The organism is Methylobacterium sp. A52T (assembly GCF_053346095.1).
This window is the reverse complement of record NZ_JBKFBI010000004.1, coordinates 76,552-92,990: the sequence shown is the minus strand read 5'-3', so window position 1 is coordinate 92,990 and position 16,439 is coordinate 76,552. Positions and strand designations below refer to the sequence as shown.

The following is a 16,439-nucleotide window of genomic DNA, read 5'->3' as shown; positions in this document are numbered from 1 at the left end:
ATAACTGACGAGTTCTTGCCTGTTCCCGCGGTCGGACTGCATCGCCGGAACCGGCGATCGGCCGCGGCGGTTTGCCGGAAGTCATGTCCGAGCTCCTCAAGCCGTACCGCGAGAAGCGGGATTTCGAGGCCTCGCCCGAGCCGCGTGGGCGCCGCGGCCGGAAGGCCGTCAAGGCGCGCTTCGTCGTCCAGAAGCACGACGCCCGACGCCTGCACTACGACCTGCGGCTGGAGATGGACGGAGTGCTCAAGAGCTGGGCCGTCACCCGCGGGCCGAGCCTGGCGCCGGCCGAGAAGCGGCTCGCGGTACGGACCGAGGACCATCCCCTCGACTACCTGCGCTGGGAAGGGGCGATCCCCAAGGGCCAGTACGGCGGCGGGACCATGATCGTCTGGGACATCGGGTCCTGGGAGCCGGTCGGCGATGCGGCCGCCGGTCTCGAGAAGGGTCACCTCGAGTTCGTTCTGCACGGAGAGCGGCTCGGCGGCCGTTGGCATCTCGTGCGCATGAAGGGTCGCGGCGGCGAGAAGAAGCAGCCGTGGCTGCTGATGAAGGCCGAGGACGAGCATGCCCGCCGCGAGGGCGACATCCTCGGCGAGCACGACGCGTCGGTCCTGTCGGGCCGGACCAATCGCGACCTCGCCGCCGGCGGCGAGGTCAGACCCGACCATGCGGCACGCGCGAAGGTCGCCTCGGCGCGCGTGACGAAGCCCGCCTCGGCCAAGTCCCCGCGCGCCCGCAAAGGCGTGCTGCCGCCCTTCGTCGAGCCTGCCTTGGCAACCCTCGTCGACGCGGCGCCGACCGGAGAGGGCTGGCTGTACGAGATCAAGCACGACGGCTACCGCATGCAGGCGCGCATCGACGGCGACACCGTGAAGTTGTCGACGCGATCCGGCCTCGACTGGACGTCGAAGTTCGAGCCGATCGCGAAGGCCCTCGAGGAGCTGAAGCTGCCCTCCGCCCTGATCGACGGCGAGATCGTCGTCGAGAACGGGAGCGGCATCTCGAGCTTCGCGGCGCTCCAGCAGGCCCTCGCCGACGGCGACACGGGCGGGGCGCTCTTCTATGCCTTCGACCTGCTCTACCTCGACGGCAAGGACATCCGCACCCTCCCCCTGACCGAGCGCAAGGCCCTGCTGCTGCAGAGCCTGGACGATGCGGGGTCCGTCGGCCGGATCCGGTTCAGCGAGCATCTCGTCGACGACGGTGCGGCCATGGCCCGCCACGCCTGCCGTTTCGGGCTGGAGGGCATCGTCGCCAAGCGAGCCGACGCCCCCTACCGCTCCGGACGAAGCGACCTCTGGCGCAAGGTGAAATGCACCGGCTCTCAGGAGTTCGTCGTCGCGGGCTTCATGCCCTCGGGCACGGCCTCCCGCGCCATCGGCTCGTTAATCCTGGGCACGCACCAGGACGGCACCCTCGTTCACGTCGGTCGGGTGGGCACGGGGTTCGGTGACGCGGTCGCGCGCGAGCTCCGGGCGAAGCTGGAGCCCCTGCGGATCCCGGCGCCGCCGTTCGACGCCGAACTGCCGCCCCTGGCGCGCCGCAACGCCCGGTGGGTCCAGCCGCGCCTCGTCTGCGAGGTGACGTTCCGCGGATGGACGGCCGACGGTCAACTGCGGCATGCGTCGTTCAAGACCGTCCGGACAGACGTGGCGGCCGACGAGGTCGTCCGGGAGGCGGCGCCGGCGCGACCACGGGCGCCGAAGCGCAGAACCGCGGAGGAGACCGTGACGCTCACGCATCCGGATCGCGTGCTCTGGCCCGACGTCGGCCTGACGAAGGAGGGCTTGGCCGAGTACTACGCCGAGATCGCCGACCGCATCCTGCCGCACGTGATCGACAGGCCCCTGTCGCTCGTCCGGTGCCCGGACGGCCTCGGCTCGTGCTTCTACCAGAAGCACGGCTGGGCCGGGATCGACGAGCGCTACCTCCACGTCCTCGGAGCCGGGGCCGAGAAGGCGGTGGTCATCCGTGATGCCGGTGGGCTGCGCGCCCTGGTCCAGGCGAGCGTCCTCGAGATCCATCCCTGGGGCGCGACGACCGCGGACCCGGATCGGCCGGACCGCCTCGTCTTCGATCTGGATCCCGGAGACGGCGTCGCCTGGGACGAGATCGTCACCGGCGCGCTCGAGGTCCGGGAGCGTCTGCGGAGCTCGGGGTTCGGCGCCTTCGTCAAGACGACCGGCGGCAAGGGACTGCACGTCGTCGTCCCGGTCGAACCGAAGACCGGGTGGGACGAGGCGAAGGCATTCTCCAAGCAGCTCGCCTCCGAGATGGCCAAGGACGCGCCCGACCGCTACGTCGCGACCGTGTCGAAGAAGGCCAGGGACGGCCGCATCTTCATCGATTACCTGCGCAACCAGCGTGGTGCGACCGCGGTCGCGGCCTTCTCGACCCGCTCCCGCGCGGGAGCGCCGGTCTCGGTGCCGGTCGGCTGGGACGAACTCTCGTGCCTCGGTTCCGGAGCGCGTTTCGACGTCGCCACCCTGCCCAGTCGCCTAGCGGCGCTCGGCAAGGATCCCTGGGCCGGCTTCGAGCGTGCCGCGCGGCCTCTGGAGGCAGCCGGCAAGCGCGGGCGTCGACGAACCTGAGCTGTCCGAATGGACATGCCGTCGGCTCGTGCGCGGTCAGCGTGGGCCGGGCAGGCGAAGAGCGAGATAGCGGACGGTCTTGGCCCCGCCGTGAATGGTGGCTGCGCCGACCTCCTCGAAACCGAGCCGGGCGTGGAAGGCGTCCGAGCCCGGGTTGGGCGGCATCGAGTTTACCTCGCACACGATCAGGTCGTGACCGGCCTCGCGGGTCTTCCGAAAGAGATCCTCGTAGAGCCGCCGCGCATGCCCGAGGCCGCGGGCACTCTTGGCGACCACGACCCGGTCGACGTACACGAAGCGCGGGTAGCAACTGCGGAACCATAGATAGTTCGGGCTCGCATAGGTCGGATGCCGCTCATCGAGGGCGATCAGGAAAGCGTCATTGCGGCCAATCCGGAGTGCGTAGAAGCTCCCCGCCACGAGCTCGTAGAGACCTTCCTCGTCGAGCAGGGAGAGCTCGGCCGCGTGCGCGTTGTTGAGGGCCAGGATCGGACCGGTGTCGGTCGATGAGATCTGCAGCAGCGATGTCATGCTTTCTCGCGTGTCGGCGGCCGAGCGTTGTACGCCATCCCGACTGCGAACTGGATCGAGGCAGCCGTTGTGGTCCCAGCGCGGATCGCAAGCTCGGTGCCGGGACTCGGGAGTTGCACCTCCCGCTCTGGCATGCATTATACCAACGGCCTGACATATGGGTCGTCCTCAACGCACCTCGCGCCCTCGTCGAAAACGTCGGGGGCGTTTTTTCTTGGGAGCGGTACGGCCGGCAGCTTCAGATGGAAGCTCGACGAGGTCTGCGGCAGCGGTCCTTCGGCCAGGAAGGCGCGATGGACGCTCTCGGTCGCCGGCGACACAATGATCGCGTCGATCGCACGCGGCTTCAAGGCCGGCGAGCTGTTCACCCTAAAGCGCTGCGCCACGAGGTAGCCGGGAAGCCGAGCCCGAGGCCCGGCCGGCTATCGCTTCCCGCCGTTCGGGTCCATCCTCGGGCGGGCACGCCCCTCCCCCTGGATGCGAAGGAGCTGCGATGAGCCCGCACGACTACACGTGGCTCCTGTTTGCGACGCCCGAGGCCGTCGCCCTGCTCGGCGCCTTCGTCTATGTCGCGACTGGTCTTCAGGACCGGATCGACGGCCGCGGCGACCGGTAGACCGGGCCGCCGGCCCTACCCACGAATGCTGCGCCTGTGCCGGGCGCATGGGGCGGCATCCCCGGGCGGAACCCGAGGTTCCGGATCCTGTTGTGGGATCGGCGAGCGCAGATGCCACCTGGCCCATCGGACGCCCGCCCTCCGGAAGGATCCAGATCGGGCACCTCGGCACCATGAAAGCAATCGTCTGTCTGTCCGCCGTCGTCGTCGTCGCATCGACGCCCTTCGTCGGCACGCCCGCCAGGGCCGACGATGCCGAGGCGGCGCGCCTCTACCGAGGGGACGCATTCAGGCTCTGCCTGGGCGAGATCCCGGACCGTGACCGGATCACGACCTGCATGGTCCGGAACAGGGCGCGCCTGAGTCCGGGCTGCCAGACGGTGTTCAACAAGCCGTCCCGGCCGGCCACCGTCGAGACAGCCAGCCACACGATCCGCTGAGCAGATGACGGTGGAGAGTATCCTCCGAAGGTCAGCACCTGCGGCCGTAGGATCGTGACGCCCGCCTCCCCGCCCATCCCATGGCTGGATCGAAGCTGGAACTGTCGATTACCGAAGCGCGCCGCATCGCGCTGACCGCCCAGGGCCTCGGCATGCGCCCGCTGTCGGACGGGATCGCCGTCTCGCGGATGCGTCGGCAGATAGGCCGCCTGGGCCTGCTCCAGATCGACAGCGTGAACGTCCTCGTCCGCGCCCACTACATGCCGCTGTTCTCGCGCCTGGGGCCCTACGACCGCGGCGCCCTCGACGCCCTGGCTGTCGCTGGCTCAAAGCGCTTCTTCGAGTACTGGGGTCACGAGGCGTCCCTCCTGCCGATCGATCTCCAGCCTCTGCTGCGCTGGCGCATGGACCGCGCCCGCCAGGGCCACGGCGTATGGAACCAGCTCAAGGCGTTCGCGGGCGAGCGGCGCGCGGAGGCGGACGCCATGCTCGCCCGGATCGGGCAGGAGGGCCCGCTGGCTGCCTCCGACGTCTCGGGCCCGAAGGCGTCCAAGGGCATGTGGGTCTGGAGCGATGCCAAGCACGCGCTCGAATGGCTCTTCTGGGCGGGCCTAGTCGCGTCGACGCATCGGAGGGGCAGCTTCGAGCGCGTGTACGACCTGCCCGAACGGGTGCTGCCCCGCTCCGTCCTCGCCCGACCGACCCCGGATCCGGTGGACGCCCGGCGCGAACTCGTCGCGCGATCCGCGGAGGCGCTCGGCGTGGCGACCGCGAACGACCTGCGCGACTACTATCGCCTTTCGCCGACCGAGGCGCGCCTGCCCATCGAGCAGCTCGTCGAGGAGGGCGTGCTCGTTCCCGTGACCGTCCGCGGATGGCAGCAGCAGGCGTACCTGCACAGGGATGCCCGGCCCGGCCGCCGTCACCGCGGCGCAGCCCTCCTGTCGCCGTTCGACCCGCTCGTCTGGCACCGGCCACGGACGGAGCGCCTCTTCGGATTCCGGTACCGCCTCGAGATCTACACGCCCGCCCACAAGCGCGAGCACGGCTACTACGTGCTGCCGTTCCTCATGGACGGCGCGCTCGTCGCCAGGGTCGACCTGAAGGCGGATCGACGGGCCGAGGCGCTGATCGTCCTGCGCGCGCATCAAGAGCCGGGTGCGCCGGCGGCTACGATGGAGCGGATACTCGTGGAGTTGCGATTGATGGCCTCGTGGCTCGGCCTGTCCGACGTCGTGATTTCGTCGACAGCCGGGCTGGAGAGCCGCGATCACCGGGTCAGTTCCCGGATGAGCGACCGGGCGGCGATGGAATAGCCGGCGGACCCCAGGCTACGCGTTGCGCCGGGCCGCGGACACCGCCTCGGCCAATGCCGGGAAGCCGCCGCGCAGATCGGCCGCCGTCATCCAGTACCCGGACCGCCCGAAGACCCGATTCAGTTTGGCCCTGCGGCGCGCCCCCTTCGTCCAGGACAGATGCGCGTCGGCCGTCGGGTCGATCTCCAGCACCAGCATGCGCTGCCGCTGGATTTGCATCGGGGTCACGCTGCGGATCGTCTCCCAGGGGATCCAGTCGGTCGACAGCCTGCGATCGTAGATCCCACGCGGCCCGACGGACACCACCGGTTTCGACTGGAACAGCTTGGGGAAGATCAGCACCGTGCAGAGGCCGAAGAACGCGACGCCGGCATAGGCCTCGAACTCGGCGAAGCTTCCGGGCGTTACGGCCGTGCGCCCGATTGTCGGGTGCGCATAGATCAGCCAGCCGGCGAAGGCCGCGAAACCGACGGAGGCCAGGAAGAGGCCGATGGTCCGCCACGGCGAGCGATGGATCTCGACGACATCCACGTAGGCGAACTCCGCAATGCGATGGGCTGACCTGCGCCAGGTCGCTCCTCGGGAGAGCGACTATCGCGCGCCCGAAGGCGATACCGTAGCCGATGTTGGGCGACTTCCTGCATGACGCGGTCCCAGAACGCCTCGGCGCGGACGCGTTCGAGTTGATTCTCCACCTTGTTCAGGCAGGCCCGAATGAAGACGCATCCGCCGCGACGGCCTCAGCGCGGATCAGCGGGGCGGCATTCCTGGCCTGGATCTTCTCGACAATCGAGAGCAGGTGCGCGCGATCCACCGTCTTACGCGTGGCGCTGCCGGAGCGTCCGCTTCGGAGAACACGGCGGTGTACCCCGAATGGCCGGGTTGGGCGCGAAGCCGAACGTCCGGTTCTGCGGGTGACGGCGTTCCGGCGTGACGGAGTCTGGCCGTAAGCAGAACGGCTGCTTTGGAGACGGCGTGCTGGAAAAGCAGACGGCCTCTTAACGACCCACAGAAGACGCTTAAGACACCGGCTGCCGATCTAAATAGCCGACATTATACGAGCGGCCGGAGTTCGACTTCGGCCGCTCAGTTGACGCGGAGACCGAAGCTTACCGCAGGAGCTGGAGGACGCCCTGCTGGGCGGAGTTGGCCAGCGACAGGGCCGAGATGCCCATCGACTGGCGGGTCGACAGCGCCTGCGAGTTCGCCGCCTCCTGGTTCAGGTCGGCGTTGGTCAGGTTGGCCGAGCCCGTCTGCAGCACGTTGATCAGCTGCTTGGAGAAGTCCTGGCGGTTCTGAACCACCGACAGGTTCGAGCCCAGCGTGCTCGCCGCGGAGTTCAATGTGCTGTCCGCCGTCGTGAGCGTCGCCAGGGTCTTGTTGACGTCCGAGTTCAAGAGGAAGTTGCCGAGGCCGTTTGAGCTCGCCGAGCTGTCGGAGTTGGTGATCGACGACAGGCCCAGGCCGCTGGAGGTCGCGTCGACCGAGGCGACGTTCAGGTTCGAGCTGCCGGTGTCGTTGAACTTGATGTTCATGTCATTGCCCTTGCCGGCAATGAGGTTGACGCCGTTGTAGCTGGCGTCGCCGGCGAGCTGCGTGATCTGGTTCAGCAGGTTGTTGTACTGATTGGCCAGCGAGGCGCGCTGGGTCACGCCCGAGATCGACAGGTCGCTGGAGACGACGGTGCTGGCGGCGGTGCCGTAGGTCGAGGCGGTGGTGGCCGAGGCGGTGAAGCCGAGCGCCGTCTGGCTGCCGGAGTTCTGGAATTCCACGTCCGCCTGGGCGTTCAGGACGATCTTGGTGCCGGTGCTGTCGACCGAGAAGATCGCGCCCGCTCCGAAGGTGCCTTCCGAGGTTGCACTGGCCGAGCTGACGGCTGTGTTCAACGCCGCGACGACCGCACTGATGCTTGAGGAGGCGGCGAAGTTTGCCGACACCGAGGTGCCGTTAATGGTCAGGAGCACTGTCTGGGAGGCGGTGCTGCTCGTGGTCGGGAAGGCGTTGGCGGCGGTGCCGGTGGTGGAGAGCTGGGTCGAGAGCGCCTGGCTTGCGATCGACTTGGCCTGATCCACGAGCTTCTGGATCGAGGTGATGCCCTGGTTGGCGGCCTGGATCGACTGGATGCCGTTGGAGATGCCGTCGAGGAGCGTACTCAACCCCGCGGAGCGGCCGTCGAGAGCCTGGGAGGTGAAGAAATTAGTCGGGTTGTCGAGGGCGGAATTGACCGTTTTGCCGGTCGCGAGCCGGTTCTGGGTGGTCGCCATCAGCTGGGCGGTGTCCTGCAGCGAGAGCAGGTTCTGGCGCGTCGCGGCTGACAGGGTGATACCGGAGGACATGGGGCGCTCATCTCATGGCATGATCGGCCCGGATTTGGGCATGTAAAATTCGGCTTCCCAGTGTTAAATAACGCTGAATTTTCTGATATTTCAGACAATATGCCGCCAATATCGACGATTTGTGATATTTATTTCTAAGTGTTTCGGCGTAAATGTGGATTAATTGTTTCTCTAAGCGTCCGGTCGACGATCGTGATCTGTTACGGAAACGCCGAATACCGCCGACCCGCTGTGGATGGCGGGTCGTCGTCGCGCGAGTGGCCGATGCAATCGTGGGTCCGGTTTGCCGGACGGAGCGGCGTGCCGGTCGCGAACCAAGCACGCCGCCCCGTTCGGAGCTACTGTCAGACCTGACAGTAGGCAACTTCGGTGTTCTCGGATAAGATCGAGGAGAGGAAATGACCGTGTCTATCTTTGTCATATTTCTTTGATTTGTTTTTTAAGCTGGTGTCTTGACACATTTTGTTACAAATATCAGCTCGCATGTTCAGATTTCGGTCATAATTCGACGAGAAAAGGCTTAAAGGCCCGAGATGGTTCGGGTGCTAGATTGTGAAGATCATGGCGAATTGGCGTATGGCGGCCAGTCGTTTCGACTGCACACTCATCGCGATCGCCCGCGACGAGGCCTTCTACATCGCGGAATGGTTGGCCTTCCATCGCGCCGTCGGCTTCAGCCGGATCCTCGTCTTCGATCACGGCAGCACCGATGACACGCCCGCGATCGTGGCCCGCGCGGCGGCCGCCGATCCGGCCATTTCCCTCCACGCGGTCGCGGCTCTCGACGGCGCGTCACCGCAGATCGCGGCCTACACAGCCGGCATGGCCCTGGTGGCCACGCCGTGGGTGGCGTTCCTCGATATCGACGAGTTCCTCGTGCCCTGGCAGGACGGCGCGCTACCCCGGTATCTCGCCCGGGTGCCGGACGATGTCTCGGCCGTCCACGTCAACTGGCGCTCGTTCGGCTCATCCGGCGTGACCGCGCCGGGATACGGGTTCGTGACGGAGGCTTTCCAGCGCTGCGCTCCGTCCGACTGGGCCTACCAGGCCCATTACAAGACGCTCGCGCGGTCCGAGCATGTCCGGGGCGTGCAGGTGCACGAGGTGGTTCTGGCGGCCGGACGACGCACGCTCTCGGACTTCACCGATGTCGCGGCCGGCACGACCGGAATGGCGGACCGGATCGCCTACGGCGGCATCCAGCTCAACCACTATCAGTGCAAGACCTGGGGCGAGTTCTCGGCCCGGATGCGCCTGCCGAGCGCGGGCAGCCCGCGCGGTCCCCGACTCGACGACCTGGCGCTGCGCTTCGATCTGCTCGACCGCAACGAGATCGAGGACCGCTCGGCGTCCCTGTTCAGCCGGACCATGCGCGCGCGATGGGCGGTCCTGGCGACCGGGCGCGCGCCGCGCGCGCGGGCCGCGGCCGCCCGGGTCTGGAGCCGCCTCGCCGACCGCGGCCTCCTCGCTCCAGACTTCGCCGCTTAGGATCAGCTTGCATTTTGATTGCGGGGGCCCCAATCAACCCTCCGATCTCATCCAAGGGGCTCGTCCGGCTACAGTAGATGTGCTGATCATCTCGCCCGATCAATCCATGAGCCGCCCTTCCGATAGCGCCTCTACACGATCATAACGGGATCAAACTGAGCGCCTCAGAAGCGGAAATCGCCTTCATGGTGAGGGAGGTGGCTCGCTTCTGTCAGCGCTCCTTCGACGTCAAGCCGCGGATCTCGACTCCACTTCCTGACGCAGGAAGATCAAACGCAGGGCTGGGACCACTAAAAGCAGCATCACCGGCCCGACGATCATCCCGCCGACGACCACCGTGGCCAAAGGCTTTTGGACCTGGGAGCCGATCCCGTTGGAGATGGCCGCTGGGAAGAGCCCGATGCAGGCCGAGAGGGCCGTCATCAGCATCGGGCGCATCCGCTGCTCGGCGGCGTGGAACATCGCCTCCCTCACCGGCAGACCGGCCTGATGCACCTCGTTGTAGTAGGTGAGCATCAGGATCCCATCCATCACCGACACGCCGAACAGCGACACGAAGCCGATCGCCGCCGAGACGGAGAAGTTGAGCCCGGTGACCCACAGCGCCAGGATCCCGCCCGCCACCGCGAACGGGATGCCCGTCAGCACCAGCAGCGCGTCGCGCAGGGAATTCAGCAGGCTGTAGAGCAGCATTAGGATGAGCCCGAGGGACACGGGCACGACGATCATCAGGCGGTTCTTGGCCTTCTCCAGATCGTCGAACTCGCCCGCCCAGACGAGCCGGTAGCCGTTCGGGAGTTCGACTGTGCGCCGGACCCGCTCCTGCGCCTCCGCGACGGTTCCCCCGAGGTCGCGGCCGCGGACTGAGAATTTGATCGGCAGCATGTGCTGTGTCTGCTCGCGATAGATGTAGGAGGCGCCGGTCTCCAGCTTGATGGTGGCGAGATCCCGCAGGGGCACATAGGCCTTGCCGCCGTTGCCGCCGGGGACCTTCACGTTGCCCACGGCCTCCACGGAACTGCGGGCCGCGGGGGGCAGCCGCACCACGACCCCCCATTGCCGGTCGCCTTCGAGCAGCGTCGTCGCCGTACTCCCCGCGAAGGCGGCCTGGACGACGGTGTTGACGTCTCCGGTATTGAGCCCGAGACGCCCGGCCTTCTCCCGGTCGATGGCGATGTTCAGGTTGGGCTGGCCGAGGACGTGGAAGATGCCGAGATCCTCGATGCCGCGGACTTGCCCCATCTCTCCCTTGATTCGGGCAGCCAGATCTTCGAGCACCGCGAGGTTGGGTCCGATGATCTTGACCGAGTTCGCGCCCTTTACTCCCGAGATGGCCTCTTCGACGTTGTCCTGGATATACTGGGAGAAGTTGAAGGCGATACCCGGCAGTTCGTTCTCCATGTCCGCCTGCAGCTCTGCCGTGAGCTTCGCCTTGGTCCGGCCGGCGGGCCACTGGTCGTAGGGCTTCAGGGGGACGAACAGCTCGACGTTCGAGAACGGGGCCGGGTCGGAGCCGTTGTCGGGCCGGCCGTGCTGTGAGACGACGGTGATCACCTCCGGATGGCGCAGCAGGATCGCGCGCATCTTGGCCGTAGCCGCGGTGCCGGCATCGAGCCCCATGGTCGGCGGCATCTGGGCTCGGATCCAGAAGTTGCCTTCCTCCAGGCTCGGGAGGAACTCCGTCCCGAGGCGGGAGGCGAGGACGCCGACGCCGGCCAGGAACAAGGCCCCGACGAGGATGGAGGCGACCTTGTGATCGAGCGCCCGGCGCAGGAGCGGAGCGTAGACCGCCCGGATCCAGCGGACGAGGAACGTGTCCACCTCCTCCACATGCCGCGGCAGCAGCACCGAGGAGAGCACCGGGGTCAGCGTGAAGGTCGACAGCAGAGCGCCGGCCAGCGCGTAACCGTAGGTCTTAGCCATCGGGTTGAAGATCTGCCCCTCCACCCCCTGCATGGTGAAGAGTGGGATGAAGGCTGAGACGGTGATTGCGGTCGAGAACAGCACCGCCTTGTCCACCTGGACCGCGCTGACGAAGATCAGCCGCAGCCGCTCGGGCCACGAGGCGGCGCCGGTGCCGCCCTCGTCCCGGCCGAGCCGGGCCAGAAGGGATGCCTTCTCGGCCGCGGGCAGTTGGAAGTTGCGAAACGTGTTCTCGACGAGGATGACCGCCGAGTCGACGATGATCCCGAAGTCCACCGCGCCCACCGAGAGGAGGTTGGCGTCCTCACCGCGCAGCACCAGCACGATCACGGCGAAGAACAGGGCCATGGGGATGTTGGCCGCGACGATGATCGCCGAGCGCAGATCGCCGAGGAACAGCCACTGGATCACGAAGACCAGCGCACACCCGAACAGCAGGTTGTGCAGTACGGTGTGGGTCGTGACCTCCACCAGGGACAGGCGGTCGTAGTAGGGGACGATCTTCACTCCCGGCGGCAGGGTGCCGTCGCCGTTGATCCTTGCCACCTCCGCCTCGATCCGGGGCACGACGTCGTTGGTGTGCTGAAGCCGGTGCATCACCACGATGGCAAGGGCGACGTCGTCGTCCCGGTCGCGCCCGGCGATCCCGAGGCGGGGCATGGTCCCGACCGTGACCTTGGCGACGTCCCGGATCCGGGTCGGCACGGCATTGGTCTGGCCGATCACCGTATCCTCGATGTCCTTGATCCGGTCGCCCTTCAGCAGGTCGTCGTTGCCGCCGTCGTTGAACAGGCCGATGCCGCGGATGTTGACCGATTGCTGACCGATCTCGATCTCGCGGCCGCCGACGTTGTTGTTGGCATTGCCGAGCGCGGTGATCACCTGCGGGATCGTGACGCCGAACGCTTCCAGCTTGGCGGGATCGACTTCGACGTTGAACTGCTTGGTCGTCCCACCCCAGCTGTTGATCTGCACGACGCCCGGCACGGTGTAGAGCCGGCGGGCGATGATGTAGTCCTGGATCGTACGGAGGTTGGTGAGCCCCGTGTGGCCCGGCCCGACGATCTGGTAGCGGTAGACCTCACCGACGAGCGAACTCTGCTGGATCTGCGGGGTCTGGTTGCCCGGCAGGTTCGTGTTCTGCTGCAGGTTGAGGTTGGCCTGCTGGACGGCCGTGTAATAGTCCACCCCGTACTTGAACGTCACGCGCACGAAGCTGAGCCCGTAGAAGGACGTCGAGCGGATGTTCTCGACACCGGGCGTCGGATAGAGTCCGACCTCCATCGGGATCGTGTAGTACTTCTCCATCTCCTCGGCGGAGAGGCCCGGGGCCTGCGCCGTGATCTCCAGAATGACCGGGGCCGGGTTGGGATAGGCCTCGATGTTGAGCCGCGTGAAGGCGAACACTCCCATCACCAGGAACGCCACCGTGCCCAGGAGCACGACGGCCCGGCGGCTGAGGCCGTACGCGATGAGGGACTTCAACACAGTCTCGCTTCCGGTCTCGGTGGGTCTGTGCGAGGGGGCGGCCCGGCAAGGAGGGCGGCCAAAGGGGGGCGGTCAGTCAGTCATGTTCGCGGCGAGGTCGTATTTGTTGCTCACGAAGACCGCGTTCTTGACGATGACCTGCTCGCCTTCCCGCAGGCCGGAACGAATCTCGGTGAAGCCCCCCTTGCTTGCGCCCACCGTTACGGTGCGGCGGGTGAAGGTAAGCCGGTCCGTGGTCACCCAGGCCGTCATAGTCCCGTCGCCCTCGCGCACGATCGCGTCGGCGGGGACGGCGGGGGACCGGCGCGGCGGGCCAACCTGCACGGTGAGGGTGGCGAGCATTCCGGCGCGCAACTGGTGGTCGGGGTCCTCCACATCGGTGCGCACCGGGAGGCGGCGGGTGTTGGGGTCGATGCTCTGGCCCAGCACCAGCACCCGCCCGGTGAACACTTTCCCAGGGAAGGCGTCCACCGAGGCGCGGACCGTCTCGCCGAGCGCCATCTTGGGCGCGTCGTCCTCGACGACGTTGGCGAACATCCACATCGTGGACAGGTCCGCCACGGTGTAGACCGGCGGGGCGCTGCCCGGCTGCACCAGCAGGCCGGGCGAGGCGGTGCGCGTGGTGACGAAGCCGTCGATGGGGCTCCTGACGATGAGAACCGGGTCGGCCCGGCGGTCGGAGACGATCCTGTCGATCTCGGCATCGGTCTTGCCGAAGATGCGCACGGCGTCCCGCGCCGCCTTCAGGGCGGCTTCCGCCGTCTGCTGATCCGAGGTCGACTGGTCCACGGCCGCCTGCGAGGCACCGCCGAAGCTCTTCATCGCCTGCTGGCGCTTCAGGGTGATGGTCTGCAGACGCAACACGCCGTCGGCGGCGATGAGGGCGGATTCCGCCGTGAGCAGGTCCGGGCTGTCGATCGTGAACAGCACCTGCCCTTTCTTCACGGCGTCGCCGACATTCGGGTAAGCCGCGATGATCCGGCCCTGATAGGGTGTGAAGACTTGAACGAGCATGTTCTGGTTGAAGTCGATGTTGCCGACCGCCGGGACCTCGTCGATGAACCGGGCGGTACCGACCGTTCCGATCTCGATGGCGCCGACCTGACGCGCGTTGAGGGTGATCGTCGCGGCGGAACCGGGAGAGGCGGCGTTCTCCGCCTCGGCCGGTCCGGCGAGAAGCAGGGGCGGCAGGCAAGCCGCGATCGCGCCGCCCCACCTGAGCGCCCGCGCCATACAGGCCGGGGCGATCCTCGTAGGTGGCCATCCGCGATGGCCCGGCGCCAAACCCCTCATGCCAGTCGTGCCCCCCTTGACATCGCGCGGTCGAACCCGCGCGAACCGCCCTGGGGCGCCGACGGCGGAGTTGCGATGTCCGAGCCCGCGGTAAGCGGGCATCGCGGGCGGGCCAACTGTCAGGTCTGACAGGTTGAGGCTTGAGGGCTGCGGTGCGATACGCTGGCACCACGCGCCGGACAGGCCTCGCCATGGAGACATCAGAACGGAACCCAAGCCGGCATCGGCTGGGTGGCCGGCGGGCCGCAGGCCTCGCCGTTCTGCTGATCGGAACCGTGTTCGTCGCCGACCTGATCGAGCCCTCCGACAACGTCTCGATCTGCTTCGCCTACACCCTGCCGATCCTGCTCGCCGTCTATGCCGGCCCCGGCAGCGCCTACCGGCTGGCGGCCCTGTCCTCCCTGGCCTCCCTCGCCGGATCGTTCGTCCGCCCGCCGACGGGAGGTATCGAGGCGAGCTTCGTCGCCAACCGGGTCATCGCCGTCGGCGCGCAATGGCTCGTCGCCCACGTCATTGAGCAGCGCCGGCGCGGACGCCTCGTCACAGAGGCCCACCTGAAGGAGGAGACGCGTAAGGCCGAGACCGGCCAGCGCTTCGTTCGGATCCTCACCCACGAGATCGCGACGGCGCTGACATCCATCGATGGCCAGAGCTACCGCCTCGCCAAGCTCGCCCGGACGGTGACGCCCCAGGATATTGTGGCGCGCACCGACAAGATCCGCCATGCGGCCGCCCGTCTCGACGCCTTCGTCGGACGCATTCGCCTCGCCTCGGAAGTGGGCCAGGGCGAACTCGAGCTCAGCCGCGGAGCCGTCGATGCCGCGGCGCTGCTAGAGCCCTTCGCCTCCGTCTACGAGATGGCCAGCGTCAGGCTCGACGTGCGCGTGCCCGAGCCCGCCCTCTACGCCGACGGTGACCTCATCTACCAAGCGGTCTCAAACCTCGTCGCCAACGCGGTGAAGTACTCGCCGGCGCCCGCCCTCGTGACGGTGAGCGTCGCGCGATCGGATCGGATCGATGGCACGGTGATCACTGTGACCGATTGCGGTCCGGGCATTCCCGAAGAGGAGATCGACCGGGTGATGGAGCCCTATTACCGCGCGCGCAACAGCGCCGGCATCCCGGGGGCGGGGCTTGGGTTGCATCTGGTCCACCGCTACGTCACGGCGCATGGCGGTGAACTGGAGATCGACAGCGGACCTGAACGCGGGACGGCGGTGCGGCTCCATCTGCCGGGGGCCGCAGCGTGAGCCCGCGGATTCTCTGCGTCGAGGACGATGCGGCCATCGCCGAGCTGATCGAGGAGGAACTGATCGAGGCGGGTTTCCGGGTCGACTGGGTCGCCACCGGGCCCGCGGGACTGGAGCGCTTCGGGGGCGGGTACGATGCCGTACTCTGCGACCTCGACCTACCGGGCTGCAGCGGGCTCGATCTGCTGCGGGCCCTGCGTACCTGCGGTTCGCGGACGCCCTTCGTTGTGCTGACCGCCTTCTCCGGCCGGGAGAACCAGATCGAGGCCAGACAGCTCGGCTGCGACGACTTCGTGCCGAAGCCGATCGACTTCGATCTCCTCGTCGCCGTTCTGCGCAATGTGCTCCAGCGGAGTGGCCCGGTCGCTCTGGATAAGGCTTCCGCACCAGTGCTCACAGAGCGCGAGCGAGAGATCTTCACCTGGATCGCCCGGGGCAAGTCGTCGGCCGACATCGCCGGCATCGTTGCGATCAGCGAGCGCACCGTAAATTTCCACGTTGATCGGGTGATGCGCAAACTTCGGGTCGTGACCCGGATGCAGGCGACCATTGCCTGTGTCAGGCTCGGCCTTATCGAACCGTGAGGTCGACCGCTACTCAGTTTTGTCGCGGTGACATGGCGACGAAACTGATGGGTCGCGTATCAGATCTGTAGAGTTGGCGGACGACCGTCTTGCTGCAAAATGAATGATCTGATCTTCCGCTGACGCTTCTCGCCAGCAGATGAATCGCTTTCGGCCAAACTCGGCCAACTGCCGGACTTCCGCATTCTCCGGCTCTGTGCCCGACAGCGGACAGGCAGAAATCCACCCCAAGCCGACTTTCTGATAGCGACCCACGAGAGACGTGCGAGAGACCATCTCCCGTTCCCAATAGCGGACACCAAATAGACACTAGTCGCAGCACCGCCCCGGTTACGCGACGACAGCAGCGGCACGAGCAATCCGGTCCGAGTTACTTATCAAACCGATGAATGATGCCGTTCTACAACACCGCCGTTGACGTGGCGCTTCTGCTGGAAACCTGCTTGGCCTCAGGGCGTTCGCTGGCCCATGAACGACGGTGAGCCCGCCCCATCTCTATCCTGGGTAGACGTCATCCTTGCGCTCTGCGTCGGCGCCTCCAGCGCGCTCGCCCTTCTCCCACTGCTCTAGCGCCACGCCT

General features: G+C 67.1%; 12 protein-coding genes. 7 read left to right on the top strand and 5 right to left on the bottom strand.

Going from position 1 to position 16,439, the window contains the following annotated elements:
- Nucleotides 1-83: 83 nt before the first annotated feature.
- Nucleotides 84-2,594, top strand: coding sequence for a DNA ligase D (gene ligD, locus ACLBYE_RS02415; protein WP_447692896.1), 2,511 nt, complete (start codon nucleotides 84-86; stop codon nucleotides 2,592-2,594).
- Nucleotides 2,595-2,630: 36 nt separating this feature from the next.
- Here the strand turns inward: ligD and ACLBYE_RS02410 are convergent, their stop codons facing one another.
- Nucleotides 2,631-3,125, bottom strand: a complete 495-nt coding sequence (locus ACLBYE_RS02410) for a GNAT family N-acetyltransferase (RefSeq protein WP_447692895.1) — start codon at nucleotides 3,123-3,125, stop codon at nucleotides 2,631-2,633.
- 493 nt (nucleotides 3,126-3,618) lie between these two features.
- Here ACLBYE_RS02410 and ACLBYE_RS02405 point away from each other — a divergent pair, with 493 nt between their 5' ends.
- From ACLBYE_RS02405 to ACLBYE_RS02395, 3 genes are all read left to right on the top strand, one after another.
- Nucleotides 3,619-3,741 (top strand): hypothetical protein, encoded by a 123-nt coding sequence (locus ACLBYE_RS02405; RefSeq protein ID WP_447692894.1) that lies wholly within the window; start codon nucleotides 3,619-3,621, stop codon nucleotides 3,739-3,741.
- A gap of 92 nt (nucleotides 3,742-3,833) precedes the next feature.
- Nucleotides 3,834-4,181: a hypothetical protein gene (locus tag ACLBYE_RS02400; protein ID WP_447692893.1), complete on the top strand. Its 348-nt coding sequence runs from the start codon at nucleotides 3,834-3,836 to the stop codon at nucleotides 4,179-4,181.
- Nucleotides 4,182-4,261: 80 nt separating this feature from the next.
- Nucleotides 4,262-5,497, top strand: a complete 1,236-nt coding sequence (locus tag ACLBYE_RS02395) for a winged helix-turn-helix domain-containing protein (protein ID WP_447692892.1) — start codon at nucleotides 4,262-4,264, stop codon at nucleotides 5,495-5,497.
- Nucleotides 5,498-5,512: 15 nt separating this feature from the next.
- On the opposite strand, the gene ACLBYE_RS02390 is transcribed toward ACLBYE_RS02395, so the two are convergent.
- Together ACLBYE_RS02390 and ACLBYE_RS02385 are read right to left on the bottom strand one after the other, a co-directional pair.
- A complete protein-coding gene (locus ACLBYE_RS02390; RefSeq protein WP_020096260.1) occupies nucleotides 5,513-6,028 on the bottom strand; it encodes an STM3941 family protein in 516 nt (171 codons plus the stop codon).
- 578 nt (nucleotides 6,029-6,606) lie between these two features.
- Nucleotides 6,607-7,833 (bottom strand): flagellin N-terminal helical domain-containing protein, encoded by a 1,227-nt coding sequence (locus tag ACLBYE_RS02385; protein ID WP_447692891.1) that lies wholly within the window; start codon nucleotides 7,831-7,833, stop codon nucleotides 6,607-6,609.
- Nucleotides 7,834-8,409: 576 nt separating this feature from the next.
- Between ACLBYE_RS02385 and ACLBYE_RS02380 the strand changes: the two genes are divergently transcribed.
- Entirely contained in the window at nucleotides 8,410-9,321 is a 912-nt protein-coding gene (locus tag ACLBYE_RS02380; protein ID WP_447692890.1) for a glycosyltransferase family 2 protein, read from the top strand.
- Between the two features lie 228 nt (nucleotides 9,322-9,549).
- Here ACLBYE_RS02380 and ACLBYE_RS02375 read toward each other — a convergent pair whose 3' ends face one another.
- Both ACLBYE_RS02375 and ACLBYE_RS02370 read right to left on the bottom strand, forming a co-directional pair.
- Nucleotides 9,550-12,732: an efflux RND transporter permease subunit gene (locus tag ACLBYE_RS02375; RefSeq protein ID WP_447692889.1), complete on the bottom strand. Its 3,183-nt coding sequence runs from the start codon at nucleotides 12,730-12,732 to the stop codon at nucleotides 9,550-9,552.
- Between the two features lie 72 nt (nucleotides 12,733-12,804).
- Nucleotides 12,805-13,965, bottom strand: coding sequence for an efflux RND transporter periplasmic adaptor subunit (locus ACLBYE_RS02370; RefSeq protein WP_447692888.1), 1,161 nt, complete (start codon nucleotides 13,963-13,965; stop codon nucleotides 12,805-12,807).
- A gap of 335 nt (nucleotides 13,966-14,300) precedes the next feature.
- On the opposite strand from ACLBYE_RS02370, the gene ACLBYE_RS02365 reads away from it, so the two are divergent.
- Nucleotides 14,301-15,275, top strand: coding sequence for a sensor histidine kinase (locus tag ACLBYE_RS02365; RefSeq protein ID WP_447692887.1), 975 nt, complete (start codon nucleotides 14,301-14,303; stop codon nucleotides 15,273-15,275).
- Nucleotides 15,272-15,859: a response regulator transcription factor gene (locus ACLBYE_RS02360; protein ID WP_447692886.1), complete on the top strand. Its 588-nt coding sequence runs from the start codon at nucleotides 15,272-15,274 to the stop codon at nucleotides 15,857-15,859. The genes ACLBYE_RS02365 and ACLBYE_RS02360 overlap by 4 nt, the downstream gene beginning before the upstream one ends.
- Nucleotides 15,860-16,439: the final 580 nt, after the last annotated feature.